This is a genomic window from Kitasatospora sp. NPDC004614, assembly GCF_042873675.1.
Lineage (GTDB): Bacteria > Actinomycetota > Actinomycetes > Streptomycetales > Streptomycetaceae > Kitasatospora.
The window spans coordinates 181,199-195,474 of the sequence record NZ_JBIALR010000013.1 but is presented as its reverse complement, the minus strand read 5'-3'; the positions used below and the strand labels follow the sequence as shown (position 1 = coordinate 195,474).

Sequence of the window (14,276 nt, the reverse complement as noted above, 5' to 3'; positions counted from 1 at the left end):
TCCAGCGACAGACTACTGGCCGTCCGGGAACCGCGTTCGACGGCTGGCCGTTGAGTTGTCGTGGGTGGCCGGACCACCCGCGGCGGTCGCTGTTCGACCGCTCTTATCCGGGCTTGACGTGTGAGGTGGATATGGTGGTGGCTCTGCTGGGCAGAAGAGCCGACCGAGGAGGTGTGGCCGAGGGCGACGTCCCTGTGCAGCGGCACGTCCGCGGCACCACGTCGGCCCGTACGCCGAAGCCCGTGATGAACCAGTCTGTGCACTCCCCCCTGGACAAGTCGACCGCAGCCGACGACTCGGTGGCCGAGGCCCCCGGCAAGCTCGCGTCCTTCGCGGAGGGGCCCGACGCGCAGAGCTGGACGCCGCCCAGCTGGGAGGAGATCGTCGAGGCGCACAGCGCCCGGGTCTACCGCCTCGCCTACCGGCTGACGGGCAATCAGCACGACGCCGAGGACCTCACGCAGGAGGTCTTCGTCCGGGTGTTCCGCTCGCTGTCCACGTACACCCCCGGCACGTTCGAGGGCTGGCTGCACCGGATCACCACCAACCTGTTCCTGGACATGGTGCGCCGCCGCCAGCGGATCCGCTTCGACGCCCTCGCCGAGGACGCGGCGGAGCGCCTGGCCAGCCGCGAGCCCAGCCCCGCCCAGCACTTCAGCGACACCCACTTCGACGCGGACGTCCAGCAGGCGCTGGACACCCTCGCCCCGGAGTTCCGTGCCGCCGTGGTGCTGTGCGACATCGAGGGCCTCTCCTACGAGGAGATCGCCGCCACCCTCGGGGTGAAGCTCGGCACCGTCCGCAGCCGGATCCACCGCGGCCGCTCGCACCTGCGCGCCGCCCTCAAGCACCGGGCGCCGAACGCCGCCGCGGGCCGTTCGCGCCGGGGTGGCTCCGTCGAGCCCGTGGCGGTCGGTGCCGAACCGGGCGGAAGCGACCGGAGGGGGTCATGAGCGATCACGCCCCCGAGCGCGCGGACGCCACCGGCCGCTCGCGCTGGGCGTCGCTGCGCCGCGCCGCCGAGCAGGCCCCGGCGGCGGCCGAGCTGCGGCCCGTGACGATCCGTCCGGTCGAGCCGGCGGCCGAGGAGCACCACCACCTCGGCGACCGCCTCACCGCGTACCTGGACGGCGAACTCGGCCACGACGCCCGCGAGCGGGTGCAGGCCCACCTGGCGACGTGTCCGGAGTGCCTGGCCGAGGCGGAGGGCGCCCGCGCGGTCAAGCGGACGCTCAGCGACGCCGGCGCGCCCGGCCCGTCCGCGGCGCTGATGGCCCGGCTGCTGGCCGTGGCCGCGCTGCCGGAGGACGAATCGGGCCCTGATGGGCCGTCGGGTGCCGTGTTCGGCGGCAGCAGGCTCACCGGCGGCTCCTTCGGCCGGGGCGCCGGCTTCGGTGGCGGCGCGCTGGGCGCCGACGCCCCGATACCCGGGATCGACCCGCGGGCCGGTCTGTTCGGTGCCCGCCCGTCCGCCGCACCGCGTCCGCTGGCCGCGCTTGCCGAGCTGCCCACCCCCCGCCCGGTTCCGCCCCGCGGTCGCCGGCTGGTGTTCGCCGCCGCCGGGGCGTTCTCGGTCGCCGCGGTCACGCTCAGCGGCGTCGGCGGCCTCACCACGGGCCAGGGCGGCCCCAACCGGCAGCCCACCAGCGTCACCCCCGTCGGCGGCGCGATCGTCCCCGTCAACGCGCAGCAGCAAATGGACGCCCCGGACTTTCCGATGCGCTCCCGGCTGCAGGCCAGCCCGCAGCCGTCGCCCAGCGGTGACCAGCTCCAGGTCCTGCGCTAGCCTGCCTTCACCGGCACGCCGTCGACGCCGGTCGCCCAGGTGGTCTTTACCACGGATTCACCTGAGGAAGGCCGGGGAACGGCCGCCCGCGTTTACCCTTGGTTCAGCGTTGTCGGGTGCTGGGAGTTCAGGTGTTCGGAGACATAGGCGGACTCGAGGTCCTGACGATCGTCATCATGGCCATCGTGATCTTCGGGCCGGACAAGCTTCCGAAGCTGATTCAGGACACCATGGCGTTCATTCGCAAGATCCGCTCCTTCGCGGACAACGCGAAGGACGACATCCGCAGCGAGCTCGGGCCGGAGTTCCAGAACTTCGATTTCGAGGACCTCAACCCGAAGACCTTCGTCCGCAAGCAGCTGCTCGGCGACAACGACGACCCGCTCGGGCTGAAGGACCTCAAGGACAGCGTCGACCTCAAGTCCGCGCTGAACGGCGAGCCGACGCGCACCCCGAGCGCCTCGGTCGACTTCTCCAAGCCGGCCTCCCCGTTGAGCAACGGCCCGGCCCTCGCGGCCGGCGAGCGCCCGCCGTTCGACCCGGACGCCACCTGACCGACGCTCCCCGCCCGACCCCGACCCCGACGCCCCGCCCGGCAGGCGGGGCGTCGTCGTCCGCGCCGCTATCGTGTCCACTACCTCCCCGGACGGCGGGCGCTGTGCGGTCCGTCACGCCCGGCCGTGTCCGGCCCGGTTTTCCCGGACGGAGGGGCCGCGGTGCGCCACCATGGAGCCCGCCCGTGGCAGGAGCACAGCCGAGGAGGCCCGCAGTGGACGCCACGCAAACGACCGCAGAACCCGCCGCCACGCGTCGGCCCGCCGCCGACCCCCTCGCCCCCTACCGCGCCGCCGACTTCCCCTGGTACGGCCTGGACGAGGGCTGGACCGGCCGCCGCTGGCTCGGCCAGGTCGGCACCGGCCAGAACTCACGCGCCGCGCAGTCCGACCTCCCCGACTACGGCACCCTCGGCCACGGCGACGAACCCGCCCGCGGACCCGAACCGCGCGACACCCGCCGCTTCGCGCTGGTGGTCACCGTGGCCCGCCGCGAGGTCCGCCGCAGCGCCGACAACACCGGCACCCTGGAAGCCACCTCCGCGTCCTCCGCCGCCTGGCTGGCCGGCTCCGGCCTGCTCGCCGCCACCTGGCCCGGCAACCTCGACCGCACCCTGCGCCAGCACTGGCTCGACCAGCAGTCCACCCTCGCCTGGGACCTGGCCGACGACCTCGACGGCCCCGCCTGGTCCTCCCTCACCCTCCCCGTCAACGGCGTCCCGCAGCCCTTCCGCTACCGCGAATCCGAATACGGCTGGGTCCTGGCCGGCGAGGCCCCCGGCGTCCTCATCGGCGCCTACGGCCGCTCGGTCTCCGCGTACGGCATCGGCTTCACCACCGTCCCCGACCTGGCGACCTACGACGGACGGTAGGCCCGGCCGGACACACGGCGGCTCCAGCAGAAACGGCCCCGGGCAGGTGCCCGGGGCCGTTCGTGGTGCTGGGGGTCCGTCAGAACTTGTTCTTCGGGGTCAGGCCCAGGGAGAGGCCGGACAGGCCGCGCTGGCGGCCGGAGAGCTTGCCCGCGATGGTGCGCAGGGCGGAGCCGGCGGGGGAGTCCGGGTTGGAGAGGACGACCGGGCGGCCGTCGTCGCCGCCCTCGCGGAGGCGGACGTCGATCGGGATGGAGCCGAGGACCGGAACGGTCGCGCCGACGCTGCGGGTCAGGGCGTCGGCGACGGTCTGACCGCCGCCGGTGCCGAAGACGTCGATCATCTCGTCGCAGTGCGGACACGGCATGCCCGACATGTTCTCGATGACGCCGACGATCTTCTGGTGGGTCTGCAGCGCGATCGTGCCGGCCCGCTCGGCGACCTCGGCGGCGGCCATCTGCGGGGTGGTGACGATCAGGATCTCGGCGTTCGGGACGAGCTGCGCGACGGAGATCGCGATGTCGCCGGTGCCGGGCGGCAGGTCCAGCAGCAGGACGTCCAGGTCGCCCCAGTACACGTCGGCGAGGAACTGCTGCAGCGCGCGGTGCAGCATCGGGCCGCGCCACACCACCGGCGCGTTGCCCGGGGTGAACATGCCGATCGAGATGACCTTCACGCCGTGCGCCGCCGGCGGCATGATCATGTCCTGCACCTGGGTGGGCCGACCCTCGACGCCCAGCATGCGGGGCACGCTGTGGCCGTAGATGTCGGCGTCCACCACGGCGACCTTCAGGCCGTCCGCGGCCAGCGCCGCCGCCAGGTTGACCGTCACCGAGGACTTGCCGACGCCGCCCTTGCCGGAGGCGACCGCGTACACCCGGGTCAGGGTGCCCGGCTTGGCGAACGGGATCTCCCGCTCCGGGGCGCCGCCGCGCAGCAGCTGCGACAGCTCGCGGCGCTGCTCCTCGCTCATCACGTCGAGCTCGACGGAGACGGCGGTGACACCGGGAACGGCGGACACCGCGTCGGTGACCCGCTGGGTGATCGTCTCGCGCATCGGACAGCCCGAGACGGTGAGGTACACCGCGACCTTCACCGCGCCGCCGTCGCCGATCTCGACGGACTTCACCATGCCGATCTCGGTGATCGGACGGTTGATCTCCGGGTCGTGGACGGTCGCCAGGGCTTCCTGGACGGACTGCTCCGTCACCCCGGCCGCCACCTCTGTCTCGTTGGCCATGTGTTGATGGTACGGCGCTGCGCCCCGCCCCCGACTCGCCGGTAGCGTGCCGCGGGTCACAACGGGTCGGCGGGCTCCCGCCGTTCGTCGATCTCCCGGAGCAGCGACTGCAGTTCGGACCGGATGAAGTCCCGGGTGGCGACCTCGCCGAGGCCCTGCCGCAGCGCCGCGACCTCGCGGGTCAGGTACTCGGTGTCGGCGATGTTGCGGTCGCTGCGGGCCCGGTCCTGCTCCATGTTGACGCGGTCGCGGTCGTCCTGGCGGTTCTGCGCGAGCAGGATCAGCGGGGCCGCGTACGAGGCCTGCAGTGACAGCACCAGGGTGAGGAAGATGAACGGGTAGCTGTCGAAGCGCACGCCGGGCGGGAGCAGGGTGTTCCACGCCACCCAGGCGATGATCACCACCGTCATCCAGACGATGAACCGGCCGGTGCCCAGGAAACGGGCGATCCGCTCGGAGAGCTTGCCGAACGCCTCCGGGTCCCAGGCGGGCAGGTGGATCAGGCCCGGGCGGCCGGTGCGCGGCTGGTCGAGCCGGGAACGGGAGCCCGGGGACTGGCCGGGGCGCTCCTCGCGGCGCACGCGCTGCTCCCGGGTCCGCAGTTCGCGCAGCTGGCGCAGCTGGCGCAGCTCGCCCTGGATCCGCTGGCCCGGCGAGTCGTGGTGGCGCTTGCGGTCACTGTCCATCGAGCACCTCGTCGGTGGGGATGCCGTGCGCCGAGCCCTCGCGCCAGTCGTCCGGCAGCAGGTGGTCCAGCACGTCGTCCACGGTGACCGCGCCCAGCAGGTGGTCGTCCTCGTCGACCACGGGCGCCGCCACCAGGTTGTAGGTGGCCAGGTAGGACGTGATCAGCTGGAGCGGGGTGTTCGGCGGCAGCGGGTCGAGGTCGTCGTCCACGATCGAACCGACCAGCGTGTACGGGGGCTCGCGCAACAGCCGCTGGAAGTGCACGGTGCCCAGATAGGTGCCGGTCGGAGTCTCGTTCGGCGGGCGGCACACGTACACCTGAGCGGCCAGCGCCGGCTTGGTGTCGGAGATCCGTACCCGGGCGAGCGCCTCGGCGACCGAGGCATCGGGTTCCAGGACGATCGGCTCGGTGGTCATCAGGCCGCCCGCGGTGTCCTCCTCGTAGGAGAGCAGCCGGCGCATCTCCGCCGCCTCGGCGGGCTCCATCAGACGCAGCAGCCGCTCGGCGTCCTCGGCGGGCAGTTCGGAGAGCAGGTCGGCGGCGTCGTCCGGGTCCATGGTCTCCAGGATGTCCGCGGCCCGCTCCTCCTTGAGCTTGCCGATGATCTCCACCTGGTCGTCCTCCGGGAGCTCCTCCAGGACGTCCGCGAGCCGGTCGTCGTCGAGCGCCGCCGCGACCTCCGCCCGGCGCTTCGCCGACAGGTGGTGCATGACGTTCGCCAGGTCGGCCGGACGCAACTGCTCGAACGTGGCCAGCAGGTTGGCCGCGCCCTGACCCTCCTCCGACAGCGAGAAACCGGTGACGGCGGACCAGTCGAGCAGCAGCTGCTCGCCCTTGGCCTTGCGCAGCCGGGACGGAGGCTTCCCGACCTGGACGAAGACCTTGTCGATCTCCCACTCGCGCAGGCGGGTCTGCACCATCGCGACGTCCAGCACGGTCACCTCGTCGGCGGTCTTGGTGCGGGTGACGGTGCGGTCGAGCAGCTCGGCCAGCACCAGCGTCTCCGACGGACGCTGCTCGAACCGACGCATGTTCAGCAGGCCGGTGGAGAGCACCTGGCCGGACTCCAGACTGGTCACCCGGGTCATCGGCAGAAAGATCCGGCGGCGGCCGATCACCTCCACCACCAGCCCGAGAACCCTGGGCGGGCTGCCACCGAGACGCAACGAGACCACCACGTCACGGACCCGGCCCACCTGGTCGCCGTTCGGGTCGAACACCGCGACCCCGGAGAGGTGGGAGATGAACACTCGGCTGCCTGGCCCCGCCATGCGACTCCCTCGGGGGAAACGGACACAACCACCCAAATCTATCGGTGGCGCGTCGGGGCGGCAGGTCATTGAGGTGCCGCGATCTTTCCGCCGGGTGCCTTCCGCCTTGCGCAGTTTCCCGCGCCCCCGGTTGCGCTCAGCCCCTGCGCTTCTTGAACAGGAGCTTCGGGAGGCCGGCCGGGATCGGTTTGCGGGTGGTGGCCGGGGTGGGCATGGGGATGGCGGTGAGGGCGCCGTCGGGGTGGGGGGCGAGGGGGCCGGCGGGCTCCAGGCGGAGGATGCGGCACTCGCGGGCCCAGCGGTCGCCGATGGTGTCGGTGTCGGGGGCGTTGAGGCGCTTGCCCTTGAGTTCCTCGACGGCGCCGTCCCAGGCGGGGGTGCCGGGGGCGACGGCGGTGACGGTGGCGGGGAAGGTGACCAGTCGGCCGCCCTTGTCCTTGCTGCGGACGGTGAGGGTGGCGGTGGTGCCGGCGGCGAGGCCGTGCAGGGGCTGTTCGGCGCCGTCGCCGACGACGATCACGGCGCCGTCGTGCCAGGCGTGCCAGAGCGGACGGGCGTGCGGCTGCCCGGCGGGCTGCACCCAGAGCAGGCCGGACTTCTTGGCGGACTCCTCCACCAGGGCCCGGTCGAGGAAGTCTGCCGGGCTCGCGGTCGTCGTACGCTCCATGCCGCACAGCGTACGGCCTGGTCCTCGGGGGACGGTTCCATCCCCCGGGACGACAGTGCCATGAGGGGCAGACAGCCCTTACGGTGTTTCCTGCCCCGCCCCGTCCGCCGAAGGAGAACCGTGCTCGCCACCAGGACCGCCCCCGCCGCGCCCGCGGTGGCCGATCAGCAACGGGTGTTGCCGCGCACCGACCTGCTGCTGCTGGCGGTGTCGATCGCGGGCATCTCGCTGTCCGCCCCGCTGATCAGCGCGACCGCCGCGCCCGCGCTGGCGATCGCGTTCTGGCGCAACGGCATGTCGGTGGCGGTGCTGGGCCCGTACGCGCTGTGGCGGCACCGGGCCGAGCTGCGCGGGATCTCCCGGCGATCGCTGCTGCTGGCGATGGCGGCGGGTGTGCTGCTGGCGCTGCATTTCGCGCTGTGGATGCCCAGCCTGCGGATGACGTCGGTGGCGTCCGCGACCGCGCTGGTGACGACCACTCCGCTGTGGACGATCCTGCTGATGCGCCTGCTCGGGGTGCGCGCGCCGCGGCTGGTGTGGCTGGGCACGGGGCTGGCGTTCGCGGGCGTGCTGGTGCTGACCGGCGTCGATCTGTCGGTGTCGATGCGCGCCCTGCTCGGGGACGGTCTGGCGCTGGCCGCGGGCGCCGCGGCGGCCGGGTACGTGCTGCTGGGCGCGGAGGTGCGGCGCACCCTGTCGACCACCGCGTACACCCTGATCTGCTACGCGACCTGCGCGGCCGCGCTGCTGGCGGTGTGTCTGCTGATGGGTACGCGGCTGTCGGGCTGGCCGGCCGGCGCGTGGTGGCAGATCGTCCTGCTGATGGTGGCGGCGCAGCTGCTCGGGCACTCGCTGAGCAACCGGGTGGTGCGCACGCTGGGCCCGTCGATCACCTCGACGGCGATCCTGCTGGAGACCCCGGGCGCGGCGCTGATCGCGGCGGTGTGGCTCGGCCAGTGGCCGCCGGTCGCCGCCTACCCGGCGGTCGGGATGATCCTGCTGGGCCTGGTCCTGGTCGCCCGGGCGGAGCGCCGTTGACGCTCCGCCCGGTCGGCCTCACAGCCAGCCGTTGCGGCGGAAGCCCCGGTACATGCCGACGCAGATCAGCGCGATCACGCCGAGCACGGTCGGGTAGCCGTACGTCCACTGGAGTTCCGGCATGTGCTCGAAGTTCATGCCGTACACGCCGGTGATCATGGTGGGGACGGCGAAGATCGCCGCCCACGCGGTGATCTTGCGCATGTCCTCGTTCTGGGCGACCGAGACCTGTGCCAGGTTGGCCTGGAGCAGCGAGTTGAGCAGTTCGTCGAAGCCCTGCACCTGCTCGCTGACCCGGGCCAGGTGGTCGGCGACGTCCCGGAAGTACTTCTGCATCTCCGGGTCGACCAGTCGCGCGACGGGCTCGGCCAGTTGCAGCATCGGCCGCAGCAGCGGGGTGACGGCGCGCTTGAACTCCAGCACCTCGCGCTTGAGCTGGTAGACCCGGCCGACGTCGGCGCCGCTGCCGCCGCGGTTGGCGAACACGCCGTACTCGATCTCGTCCACGTCGTTCTGCAGCCGCTCGGCGACCAGCAGGTAGTTGTCCACCACGTGGTCGGCGATCGCGTGCAGCACCGCCGCCGGGCCGAGGGCGAGCAGGCCGGTGCCTTCGGCGTCGGCCTCCAGCCGCAGCCGCAGGGCGCGCAGCGAGGAGTGCGCGCCGTGCCGGACGGTGATCACGAAGTCGGGGCCGGCGAACACCATCAGCTCGCCGGTCTCGACCACCTCGCTGGTCGGGGTGAGCTGCTCGTGCTCGATGTAGCGCACGGTCTTGAACACCGCGAACAGCATGTTGTCGTATCGCTCGACCTTGGGACGCTGGTGCGCGTGCACCGCGTCCTCCACCGCCAGCGGGTGCAGGCCGAAGCGCTGGGCGATGCCCTCGAACTCGGCCTCGGTGGGCTCGTGCAGGCCGATCCAGCTGAACGAGCCGGGCCCGCTCTGGTGGGCCGCCTTCACCTGCCGGGCCGCCTCGCGCGGGCTGCAGGTCTCGCCGATCCGCTTGCCCTGCTGGTAGACGGCGCAGTCCACCACCGCGGACGGGCTGGTACCGGAGGGCAGTCCGAGATCGTCACCGGCCCGGCGGCGGGTCGGGCGGACGACGGCGGCGCGCAGGTTGTTGATCATCGACATGGCGCGGACTCCTTGGGCCGGACCGGCGCGCACCCCGGCAGGGCAGGGCGAACGCGACGGCGGAAAACACCGGTGGACACGCCGGAGCCGATGGTGCGCCAGAAAGCCGTTGCTGGGCGGGTTTCGACGGCTCGACCCCGGGGAAGGTGCTCTCCCGGCCGGACGCCACGCTGCGTGTGAGCCCAGGTCAGCCGTGAAGGCGGCGGGCCAGGGTGGGCCGGAGAGAGCTGCCGGTACTGCATGGTCGACTGCTGTCCACCGTGACCACCTCCTCCACGCCGGGGCCCGCGCGGGGGCCGTCGCGGCCCTGGTTCGTATTCACAAGGCCGACCGCTCACATTAACAGCTCTTCCCCGTACTGAGCCCCGGAGTTCGGCGTCCGCCGGGTAAAGGTCGCGCCAAAGCTTGCCCGCGCGCCGCGCGCTAAGGTCGCGGCATGGCGCACGACTTCCCGCTCTTCGGCGACTTCTCCGATCCCGACGCCGGCCACGGCTCCGGCCCGACCCGGCAGACCGTTCTGGCCGCCGTCGAGGCGCGGCTGATCGGCACCTTCGGCGATCCCTCCGGCCGCGCCGCGGTCACCTTCGTCGGCGCGGACCGCATCGAGGTGCTGCGCTTCGGCCCGGACGCCGAGGGCCTGGTCCGATACGCGACGCTCGGCATGGCCGCCGCCCCGATGGCCGACCCGTCCTCGCCCGTCGCCGACCCGGTGCGCGGCCCGCGCGCCGAGCTGGTGCTGACCGTGCGCGGCGGGCGGGACGAGGTGCACAAGGCGCTGGTGGTGTTCGCCGCCAGCCCGCAGGTCGAGGGCCTGGTGGTGGCCCCCGGCGGCTCGCTCGACCTGGGCTCCCCGCTGTGGACCGGCGCCCCGTTCACCTCGGTGCTGGCCGCCGAGCCCGGCGGCCTGGTCGAGGACCTCGAACTCCCGGCCCCCGCCGAGGCGGTGCGCTTCCTGCCGCTGCTGCCGATGACGCCCAACGAGGCCGCGTTCAAGCGCGTCCAGGGCGCGGGCGCCCTGGAGGAACGCTGGCTGAAGCACGGCACCGACCTGCGCGACCCGAACCGCCGCGGCGTCCCGCTGGACTGAGCCCGCGTCGGCCCGGGGGTTTGAGGCCCAGGGGTGGAGGCCTAGGGGTGGAGCTCGATGAAGCCGAACACCCCGTTGGCCACCAGCTGCGCCGCGATCGCCGACAGCAGCAGGCCGGCCAGCCGGGTGATCAGGACCACGCCGCCCTCCTGGATCACCCGGATGATCGACAGTGAGAACCGCATGGTCAGCCAGAGGATCAGATGCATGATGACGATCGCCGACCAGAGCGCCAGGTGCTGCGTTCCGGTGCTGGCCCCCTGTACGGCCAGGATGACCGCGACGATCGCACCGGGCCCGGCCAGCAGCGGGGTGCCCAGTGGGACCAGGGCGACGTTGACGTCCTTGGTCTGGGTGGGTTCTTCGATCCGGCCGGTCAGCAGGTCCAGCGCGATCAGCAGCAGGAGGACCCCGCCGGAGGCCTGGAGGGCCGGGATCGAGACGTGCAGGTAGTCGAGGATCTGGTGCCCGAACAGCCCGAAGCAGGTGATCACCCCGAGTGACACCAGCGTGGCCTGCCAGGCCATCCGGCGCTGCACCTTCTGCGTCCGGCCGGAGGTGAGCGCCAGGAAGATCGGCATGATGCCCGGCGGGTCCATGATCACGAACAGCGTGATGAAGAGTGAGCCGAAGACCTTGCCGTCGATGACGGTGAGCATGCCGGGATTGTGCGCGCTTCGGACCCCGGGTGCGGCAGGACGCGCCGGGTCTTTCAGCCGGTGATGGGAGTGGCTCCGGTCGCCTGGGACACCAGTGCTTCGTACACCTCTGGCGCAGTGGTGTACTCGCCCAGTCGGACGATCTTGCGGCTGCCGTGGTAGTCGCTGGAGCCCGTCACAAGAAGCCCCAACTCGCTTGCCAGCGTGCGGAGTCGGGCCCGGGTCGGTTCGTCGTGGTCGGTGTGGTCGACCTCCAGGCCGGCCAGCCCGGCCGCCGCAAGATCGGCGATCACCTGGTCCGACACCGTCCGGCCCCGCTTGTCCGCTCCGGGGTGAGCGAAAACCGGTACGCCCCCCGCCGCCCGTACAAGCCGCACCGCGAGCGCCGGGTCGGTCTCGTGCTTGCGGACGTCCGCCCTCCCGTCGTTGGCCAGCCACTCGGGCGTGAACGCGTCCGAGACGCTCGCCACCACGCCCGCCTCCACCAACGCGGACGCGATGTGCGGACGGCCCACCGAACCGGCCCCGGCGATTCGCTGCACCTGCTCCCAGCTGATCGGCGCGCCCAGCTCCCGGCAGCGTTCCACGATCGCCCGCGCTCGCCGGAACCGGTCGGTGCGCACCAGCTCCCGCTCGGCCGCGAAGGCCGGCTCCGCCGGGTCGAACAGGTACGCCAGCAGGTGCATGCTGATCCCGCCCACCTGGCAGGAGAGTTCGGCGCCCGGAATCAGGGTCAGACCCGTCCCGGCCAGCGCGGCCGTCGCCTCGCCGTACCCGGCCACCGTGTCGTGGTCGGTCAGCGCCACCACGTCCAGGCCCGCGGCCACCGCGTTGGCGACCAGTTCGGCCGGGGAGTCGGTGCCGTCCGAGGCGTTGCTGTGGGCGTGCAGATCGATACGCATGGCGCCCAGGATAGGGAGCCGCCGGGACGGCAGGGGCGGGGAGTGGCTCAGCCGAGCAGACGGGGGGAGAGTGCCCCGCAGGGCAGCAGGCCGAGTTCGGCCCCCGCGTCGCGCAGGTCCGTCAGTACCAGTTCGTCGTGCATCAGCAGCGCCGACTGCTCGGGCCAGGCGATCGCCCACAGCCACAGGCCGCGCGCCTCGCCGACGTACACCGCCCGGTCGTCCGGGGCGCCGGGGACGTGGAACATCGGGGTCGGCCGGCCGGCCGCCATCAGCTTGGCGTCCGCGGGCTTGTACAGCGCGACGTCCTCGCCCGGGTCCGGCCCGTCCAGTCCCGCGTAGCGGGCGCCCAGGCCGATGCCCAGTTCCTCGGCCACCAGCACCAGTTCGCCGAACCCGCCGAGCGGGGCCGGCCCCGAGCAGGCGACGGCGGTGGCGCGCGCCCCCGACAGGTCGTCACCCGCGTGCGCGATCCCGGTGAACAGCCAGCCGACCGGCAGCGGCCAGGGCATCCAGACGGGCACCTGGGAGCGGTTCACGGCAACGTTCAGGGCTTCGATACTGGGGGGCAGTACCGGCTGCATCGGGTGTACGGCACCGTGCCGGTCGCACTGCCAGGTGTCGGAGAAGAGGCCGGGGGCGCGGACCCGACCGGCACATCGCGGACAGCTTGGCTCGCCCCTCATAACCGACAACGGTCCTCCCTCCGGACTGCTGCGTCAAGGACGATCACCCGGAAGGAGTCCGCCACGAGCCGCCACCCGCCGCCCCGGCAACGGCCCGGGTCCGGCAGGGTAGATGTCCCGGGCGGCAGGGCACCAAACCCCCCGCAGGTCGCGGCCCCCGAACACACTGACGCCCCGTCGTCCCAGGGGTCTCCTGTGGTGACGGGGCGTCAGCCGGGTATCGGAACGTCGGACGGCTCGGCGGCTCGTCCGCGTTCGGTCACACGGCCTTGCACGGCCGGATGTACAGGCGTTCGCCCGTTTGCGCGGCGGTCTTCAGGTACTCGGAGACGGTCGCCGCGTCGGCGATCAGTCGATCGGTCTCCGCTCCGGCGTGATCCAGACGAAGGATCTCGAAACGCATGGGCCTCTCCCTTCCCGTCCTCGGGCTCCGAGGCGGACTCGGCCGGCGGTAGGCCATCGTGCGATGGCCTGCCGGCACTGGCTGGGTCGGACGTCCGGCAGGTGCAGTCACCCGTCGCTCCCCCCACTCTCAAGCAGGACTTCTTCAGCGGCACTTACAGTGCGGCAGCCGGAGTGGGGCGACGATGCCCCTGTCTCACTGTGCCGCGACGCTGCTACCCGGCGGTTTCCCGCCGGTAAATCCGTCATTTCGACGGCCGGAGGAGGGTGCGGCCGTCGGAGGGTTCTGATTCCGGACTGAATCAAATATTACCCGAGCTAACGATCCTTGTCGCGCGAAAACGGGAGCCGACTTCTGATCAACCGTCAGAAGGCCCGCCCATGGCCCGGATCCGCCGGGAAAACGGTGCGCCCCGCCGTCACGCGCCCTGCGCGGACCAGAACGAGGCAAGGGCCGCCGCCGTCTCGGCCGGACGCTCCGCGTTCGGCGAGTGCCCCGCGCCGGGGACCACGGTGCGCAGCGCGCCCAGGCGCTCCGCCATCCGCGACTGCTCCTCGACCGGCCAGGCGTAGTCCCGCTCGCCGGACAGCACCAGCTTCGGCAGCCCGACCGCCGCCAACTCGTCCACCCGGTCCGGCGCGGCCACCAGGTGCGCCGCCGCCGCCTTCAGCGCCTGCGGCAGGTTCGCCAGCCAGCGACGGTGCAGAAAGTCCGCGATCTCCGGATCCAGCGGCGGCACCCGCTCACCCTCCAGCTGCCGCATCACCTGCCAGATCGACTCCAGGTCCATCGACTCCAGCGCGTCCAGCAGCAGCCTCGTCCGCGCCGCCTCCGCCGGATCGATCGCCCCCGGCCCCGTCGACATCAGCGTCAGCGACGCCCACGGCAACGCGCCGGGCGCCGACAGCACCGCCTCCCGCACCACCTGACCACCGAACGAGTGCCCCAGCAGGTGCAGCGGCCCGCCCTCGGCCTCCAGCTCCGCGGAGAGCGCCCGGACGTCCGCCCCCAGCGCTCGCACCGAGTACGCCTCAGGGTCGGCCGGGCCACCCGACTCGTACTGGCCGCGCTGATCCACCGCGACCACCCGGAACCCGGCCCCGGCCAGCGGCTCCAGCAGCGCGATGAAGTCCTCCTTGCTCCCGGTGAACCCCGGCACCAGCAACGCCGTCCCCCGCGCCGGCCCCACCGGCTCCCCCCACAACGCCGCCAGCCCACCCACCCGGACCGCCCGCACACACCCCGGCAGCTTCAGAAACGGCGGCGTACTCATATCTCCGTGCCCTCCC

16 protein-coding genes are annotated in these 14,276 nt (G+C 72.6%); 6 read left to right on the top strand and 10 right to left on the bottom strand.

Annotated features, from left to right (window positions below; translation table 11 throughout):
- The first annotated feature begins 245 nt into the window (after positions 1 to 245).
- The 4 genes from sigE (at position 246) to ACFYST_RS25225 (ending at position 3,212) form a co-directional block, all read left to right on the top strand.
- Positions 246 to 953, top strand: coding sequence for an RNA polymerase sigma factor SigE (gene sigE, locus ACFYST_RS25240; RefSeq protein ID WP_387637639.1), 708 nt, complete (start codon positions 246 to 248; stop codon positions 951 to 953).
- Complete coding sequence (locus ACFYST_RS25235) at positions 950 to 1,786, top strand: anti-sigma factor family protein (RefSeq protein ID WP_387865623.1); 837 nt, start codon at positions 950 to 952, stop codon at positions 1,784 to 1,786. The genes sigE and ACFYST_RS25235 overlap by 4 nt, the downstream gene beginning before the upstream one ends.
- A 131-nt stretch (positions 1,787 to 1,917) precedes the next feature.
- Positions 1,918 to 2,340 carry a sec-independent translocase gene (locus ACFYST_RS25230; RefSeq protein ID WP_387637633.1) on the top strand — a complete coding sequence of 141 codons (423 nt, stop codon included), beginning with the start codon at positions 1,918 to 1,920 and terminating at the stop codon, positions 2,338 to 2,340.
- Positions 2,341 to 2,555: 215 nt separating this feature from the next.
- Positions 2,556 to 3,212, top strand: coding sequence for a hypothetical protein (locus ACFYST_RS25225; protein ID WP_387865620.1), 657 nt, complete (start codon positions 2,556 to 2,558; stop codon positions 3,210 to 3,212).
- Positions 3,213 to 3,291: 79 nt separating this feature from the next.
- On the opposite strand, the gene ACFYST_RS25220 is transcribed toward ACFYST_RS25225, so the two are convergent.
- From ACFYST_RS25220 to ACFYST_RS25205, 4 genes are all read right to left on the bottom strand, one after another.
- Positions 3,292 to 4,452, bottom strand: coding sequence for an Mrp/NBP35 family ATP-binding protein (locus tag ACFYST_RS25220; protein WP_387865619.1), 1,161 nt, complete (start codon positions 4,450 to 4,452; stop codon positions 3,292 to 3,294).
- Positions 4,453 to 4,508: 56 nt separating this feature from the next.
- Positions 4,509 to 5,138 carry a DUF1003 domain-containing protein gene (locus tag ACFYST_RS25215; RefSeq protein WP_387637625.1) on the bottom strand — a complete coding sequence of 210 codons (630 nt, stop codon included), beginning with the start codon at positions 5,136 to 5,138 and terminating at the stop codon, positions 4,509 to 4,511.
- On the bottom strand, positions 5,128 to 6,411 hold the full coding sequence (locus tag ACFYST_RS25210) for a magnesium transporter MgtE N-terminal domain-containing protein (protein ID WP_387637622.1): 1,284 nt from the start codon (positions 6,409 to 6,411) through the stop codon (positions 5,128 to 5,130). Before ACFYST_RS25210 ends, ACFYST_RS25215 begins: the two co-directional genes overlap by 11 nt.
- A gap of 136 nt (positions 6,412 to 6,547) precedes the next feature.
- Complete coding sequence (locus ACFYST_RS25205) at positions 6,548 to 7,078, bottom strand: hypothetical protein (protein ID WP_387865616.1); 531 nt, start codon at positions 7,076 to 7,078, stop codon at positions 6,548 to 6,550.
- A 120-nt stretch (positions 7,079 to 7,198) separates the two neighbouring features.
- Here ACFYST_RS25205 and ACFYST_RS25200 point away from each other — a divergent pair, with 120 nt between their 5' ends.
- The gene (locus ACFYST_RS25200; protein ID WP_387865613.1) at positions 7,199 to 8,116 is read left to right on the top strand and encodes a DMT family transporter; all 918 of its coding nucleotides are present in this window, start codon (positions 7,199 to 7,201) and stop codon (positions 8,114 to 8,116) included.
- An 18-nt stretch (positions 8,117 to 8,134) separates the two neighbouring features.
- Here ACFYST_RS25200 and ACFYST_RS25195 read toward each other — a convergent pair whose 3' ends face one another.
- Positions 8,135 to 9,250, bottom strand: a complete 1,116-nt coding sequence (locus tag ACFYST_RS25195; RefSeq protein ID WP_387637614.1) for a magnesium and cobalt transport protein CorA — start codon at positions 9,248 to 9,250, stop codon at positions 8,135 to 8,137.
- Between the two features lie 436 nt (positions 9,251 to 9,686).
- Here ACFYST_RS25195 and ACFYST_RS25190 point away from each other — a divergent pair, with 436 nt between their 5' ends.
- Positions 9,687 to 10,337, top strand: a complete 651-nt coding sequence (locus tag ACFYST_RS25190) for a suppressor of fused domain protein (protein WP_387865610.1) — start codon at positions 9,687 to 9,689, stop codon at positions 10,335 to 10,337.
- A gap of 41 nt (positions 10,338 to 10,378) precedes the next feature.
- Here the strand turns inward: ACFYST_RS25190 and ACFYST_RS25185 are convergent, their stop codons facing one another.
- The 5 genes from ACFYST_RS25185 to ACFYST_RS25165 all read right to left on the bottom strand — a co-directional run bounded on the left by ACFYST_RS25185 (position 10,379) and on the right by ACFYST_RS25165 (position 14,260).
- Positions 10,379 to 10,996 (bottom strand): MarC family protein, encoded by a 618-nt coding sequence (locus ACFYST_RS25185; protein ID WP_387637610.1) that lies wholly within the window; start codon positions 10,994 to 10,996, stop codon positions 10,379 to 10,381.
- Positions 10,997 to 11,049: 53 nt separating this feature from the next.
- Positions 11,050 to 11,898: a PHP domain-containing protein gene (locus ACFYST_RS25180; protein ID WP_387637607.1), complete on the bottom strand. Its 849-nt coding sequence runs from the start codon at positions 11,896 to 11,898 to the stop codon at positions 11,050 to 11,052.
- A gap of 47 nt (positions 11,899 to 11,945) precedes the next feature.
- Positions 11,946 to 12,584 carry a DUF6758 family protein gene (locus ACFYST_RS25175; protein ID WP_387637604.1) on the bottom strand — a complete coding sequence of 213 codons (639 nt, stop codon included), beginning with the start codon at positions 12,582 to 12,584 and terminating at the stop codon, positions 11,946 to 11,948.
- Between the two features lie 259 nt (positions 12,585 to 12,843).
- On the bottom strand, positions 12,844 to 12,987 hold the full coding sequence (locus tag ACFYST_RS25170; RefSeq protein ID WP_167349416.1) for a hypothetical protein: 144 nt from the start codon (positions 12,985 to 12,987) through the stop codon (positions 12,844 to 12,846).
- Positions 12,988 to 13,405: 418 nt separating this feature from the next.
- Positions 13,406 to 14,260 (bottom strand): alpha/beta fold hydrolase, encoded by an 855-nt coding sequence (locus ACFYST_RS25165; RefSeq protein WP_387865608.1) that lies wholly within the window; start codon positions 14,258 to 14,260, stop codon positions 13,406 to 13,408.
- Between the last annotated feature and the right edge of the window lie 16 nt (positions 14,261 to 14,276).

What these genes read in the sequence shown, in the direction of transcription:
- ACFYST_RS25175 (WP_387637604.1), bottom strand. Translation starts at nt 12,584, where the DNA reads ATGAGGGGCGAGCCAAGCTGTCCGCGATGTGCCGGTCGGGTCCGCGCC.
- ACFYST_RS25210 (WP_387637622.1), bottom strand. Translation starts at nt 6,411, where the DNA reads ATGGCGGGGCCAGGCAGCCGAGTGTTCATCTCCCACCTCTCCGGGGTC.
- ACFYST_RS25185 (WP_387637610.1), bottom strand. Translation starts at nt 10,996, where the DNA reads ATGCTCACCGTCATCGACGGCAAGGTCTTCGGCTCACTCTTCATCACG.
- ACFYST_RS25190 (WP_387865610.1), top strand. Translation starts at nt 9,687, where the DNA reads ATGGCGCACGACTTCCCGCTCTTCGGCGACTTCTCCGATCCCGACGCC.
- ACFYST_RS25220 (WP_387865619.1), bottom strand. Translation starts at nt 4,452, where the DNA reads ATGGCCAACGAGACAGAGGTGGCGGCCGGGGTGACGGAGCAGTCCGTC.
- sigE (WP_387637639.1), top strand. Translation starts at nt 246, where the DNA reads ATGAACCAGTCTGTGCACTCCCCCCTGGACAAGTCGACCGCAGCCGAC.
- ACFYST_RS25195 (WP_387637614.1), bottom strand. Translation starts at nt 9,250, where the DNA reads ATGTCGATGATCAACAACCTGCGCGCCGCCGTCGTCCGCCCGACCCGC.
- ACFYST_RS25180 (WP_387637607.1), bottom strand. Translation starts at nt 11,898, where the DNA reads ATGCGTATCGATCTGCACGCCCACAGCAACGCCTCGGACGGCACCGAC.
- ACFYST_RS25165 (WP_387865608.1), bottom strand. Translation starts at nt 14,260, where the DNA reads ATGAGTACGCCGCCGTTTCTGAAGCTGCCGGGGTGTGTGCGGGCGGTC.
- ACFYST_RS25205 (WP_387865616.1), bottom strand. Translation starts at nt 7,078, where the DNA reads ATGGAGCGTACGACGACCGCGAGCCCGGCAGACTTCCTCGACCGGGCC.
- ACFYST_RS25170 (WP_167349416.1), bottom strand. Translation starts at nt 12,987, where the DNA reads ATGCGTTTCGAGATCCTTCGTCTGGATCACGCCGGAGCGGAGACCGAT.
- ACFYST_RS25235 (WP_387865623.1), top strand. Translation starts at nt 950, where the DNA reads ATGAGCGATCACGCCCCCGAGCGCGCGGACGCCACCGGCCGCTCGCGC.
- ACFYST_RS25215 (WP_387637625.1), bottom strand. Translation starts at nt 5,138, where the DNA reads ATGGACAGTGACCGCAAGCGCCACCACGACTCGCCGGGCCAGCGGATC.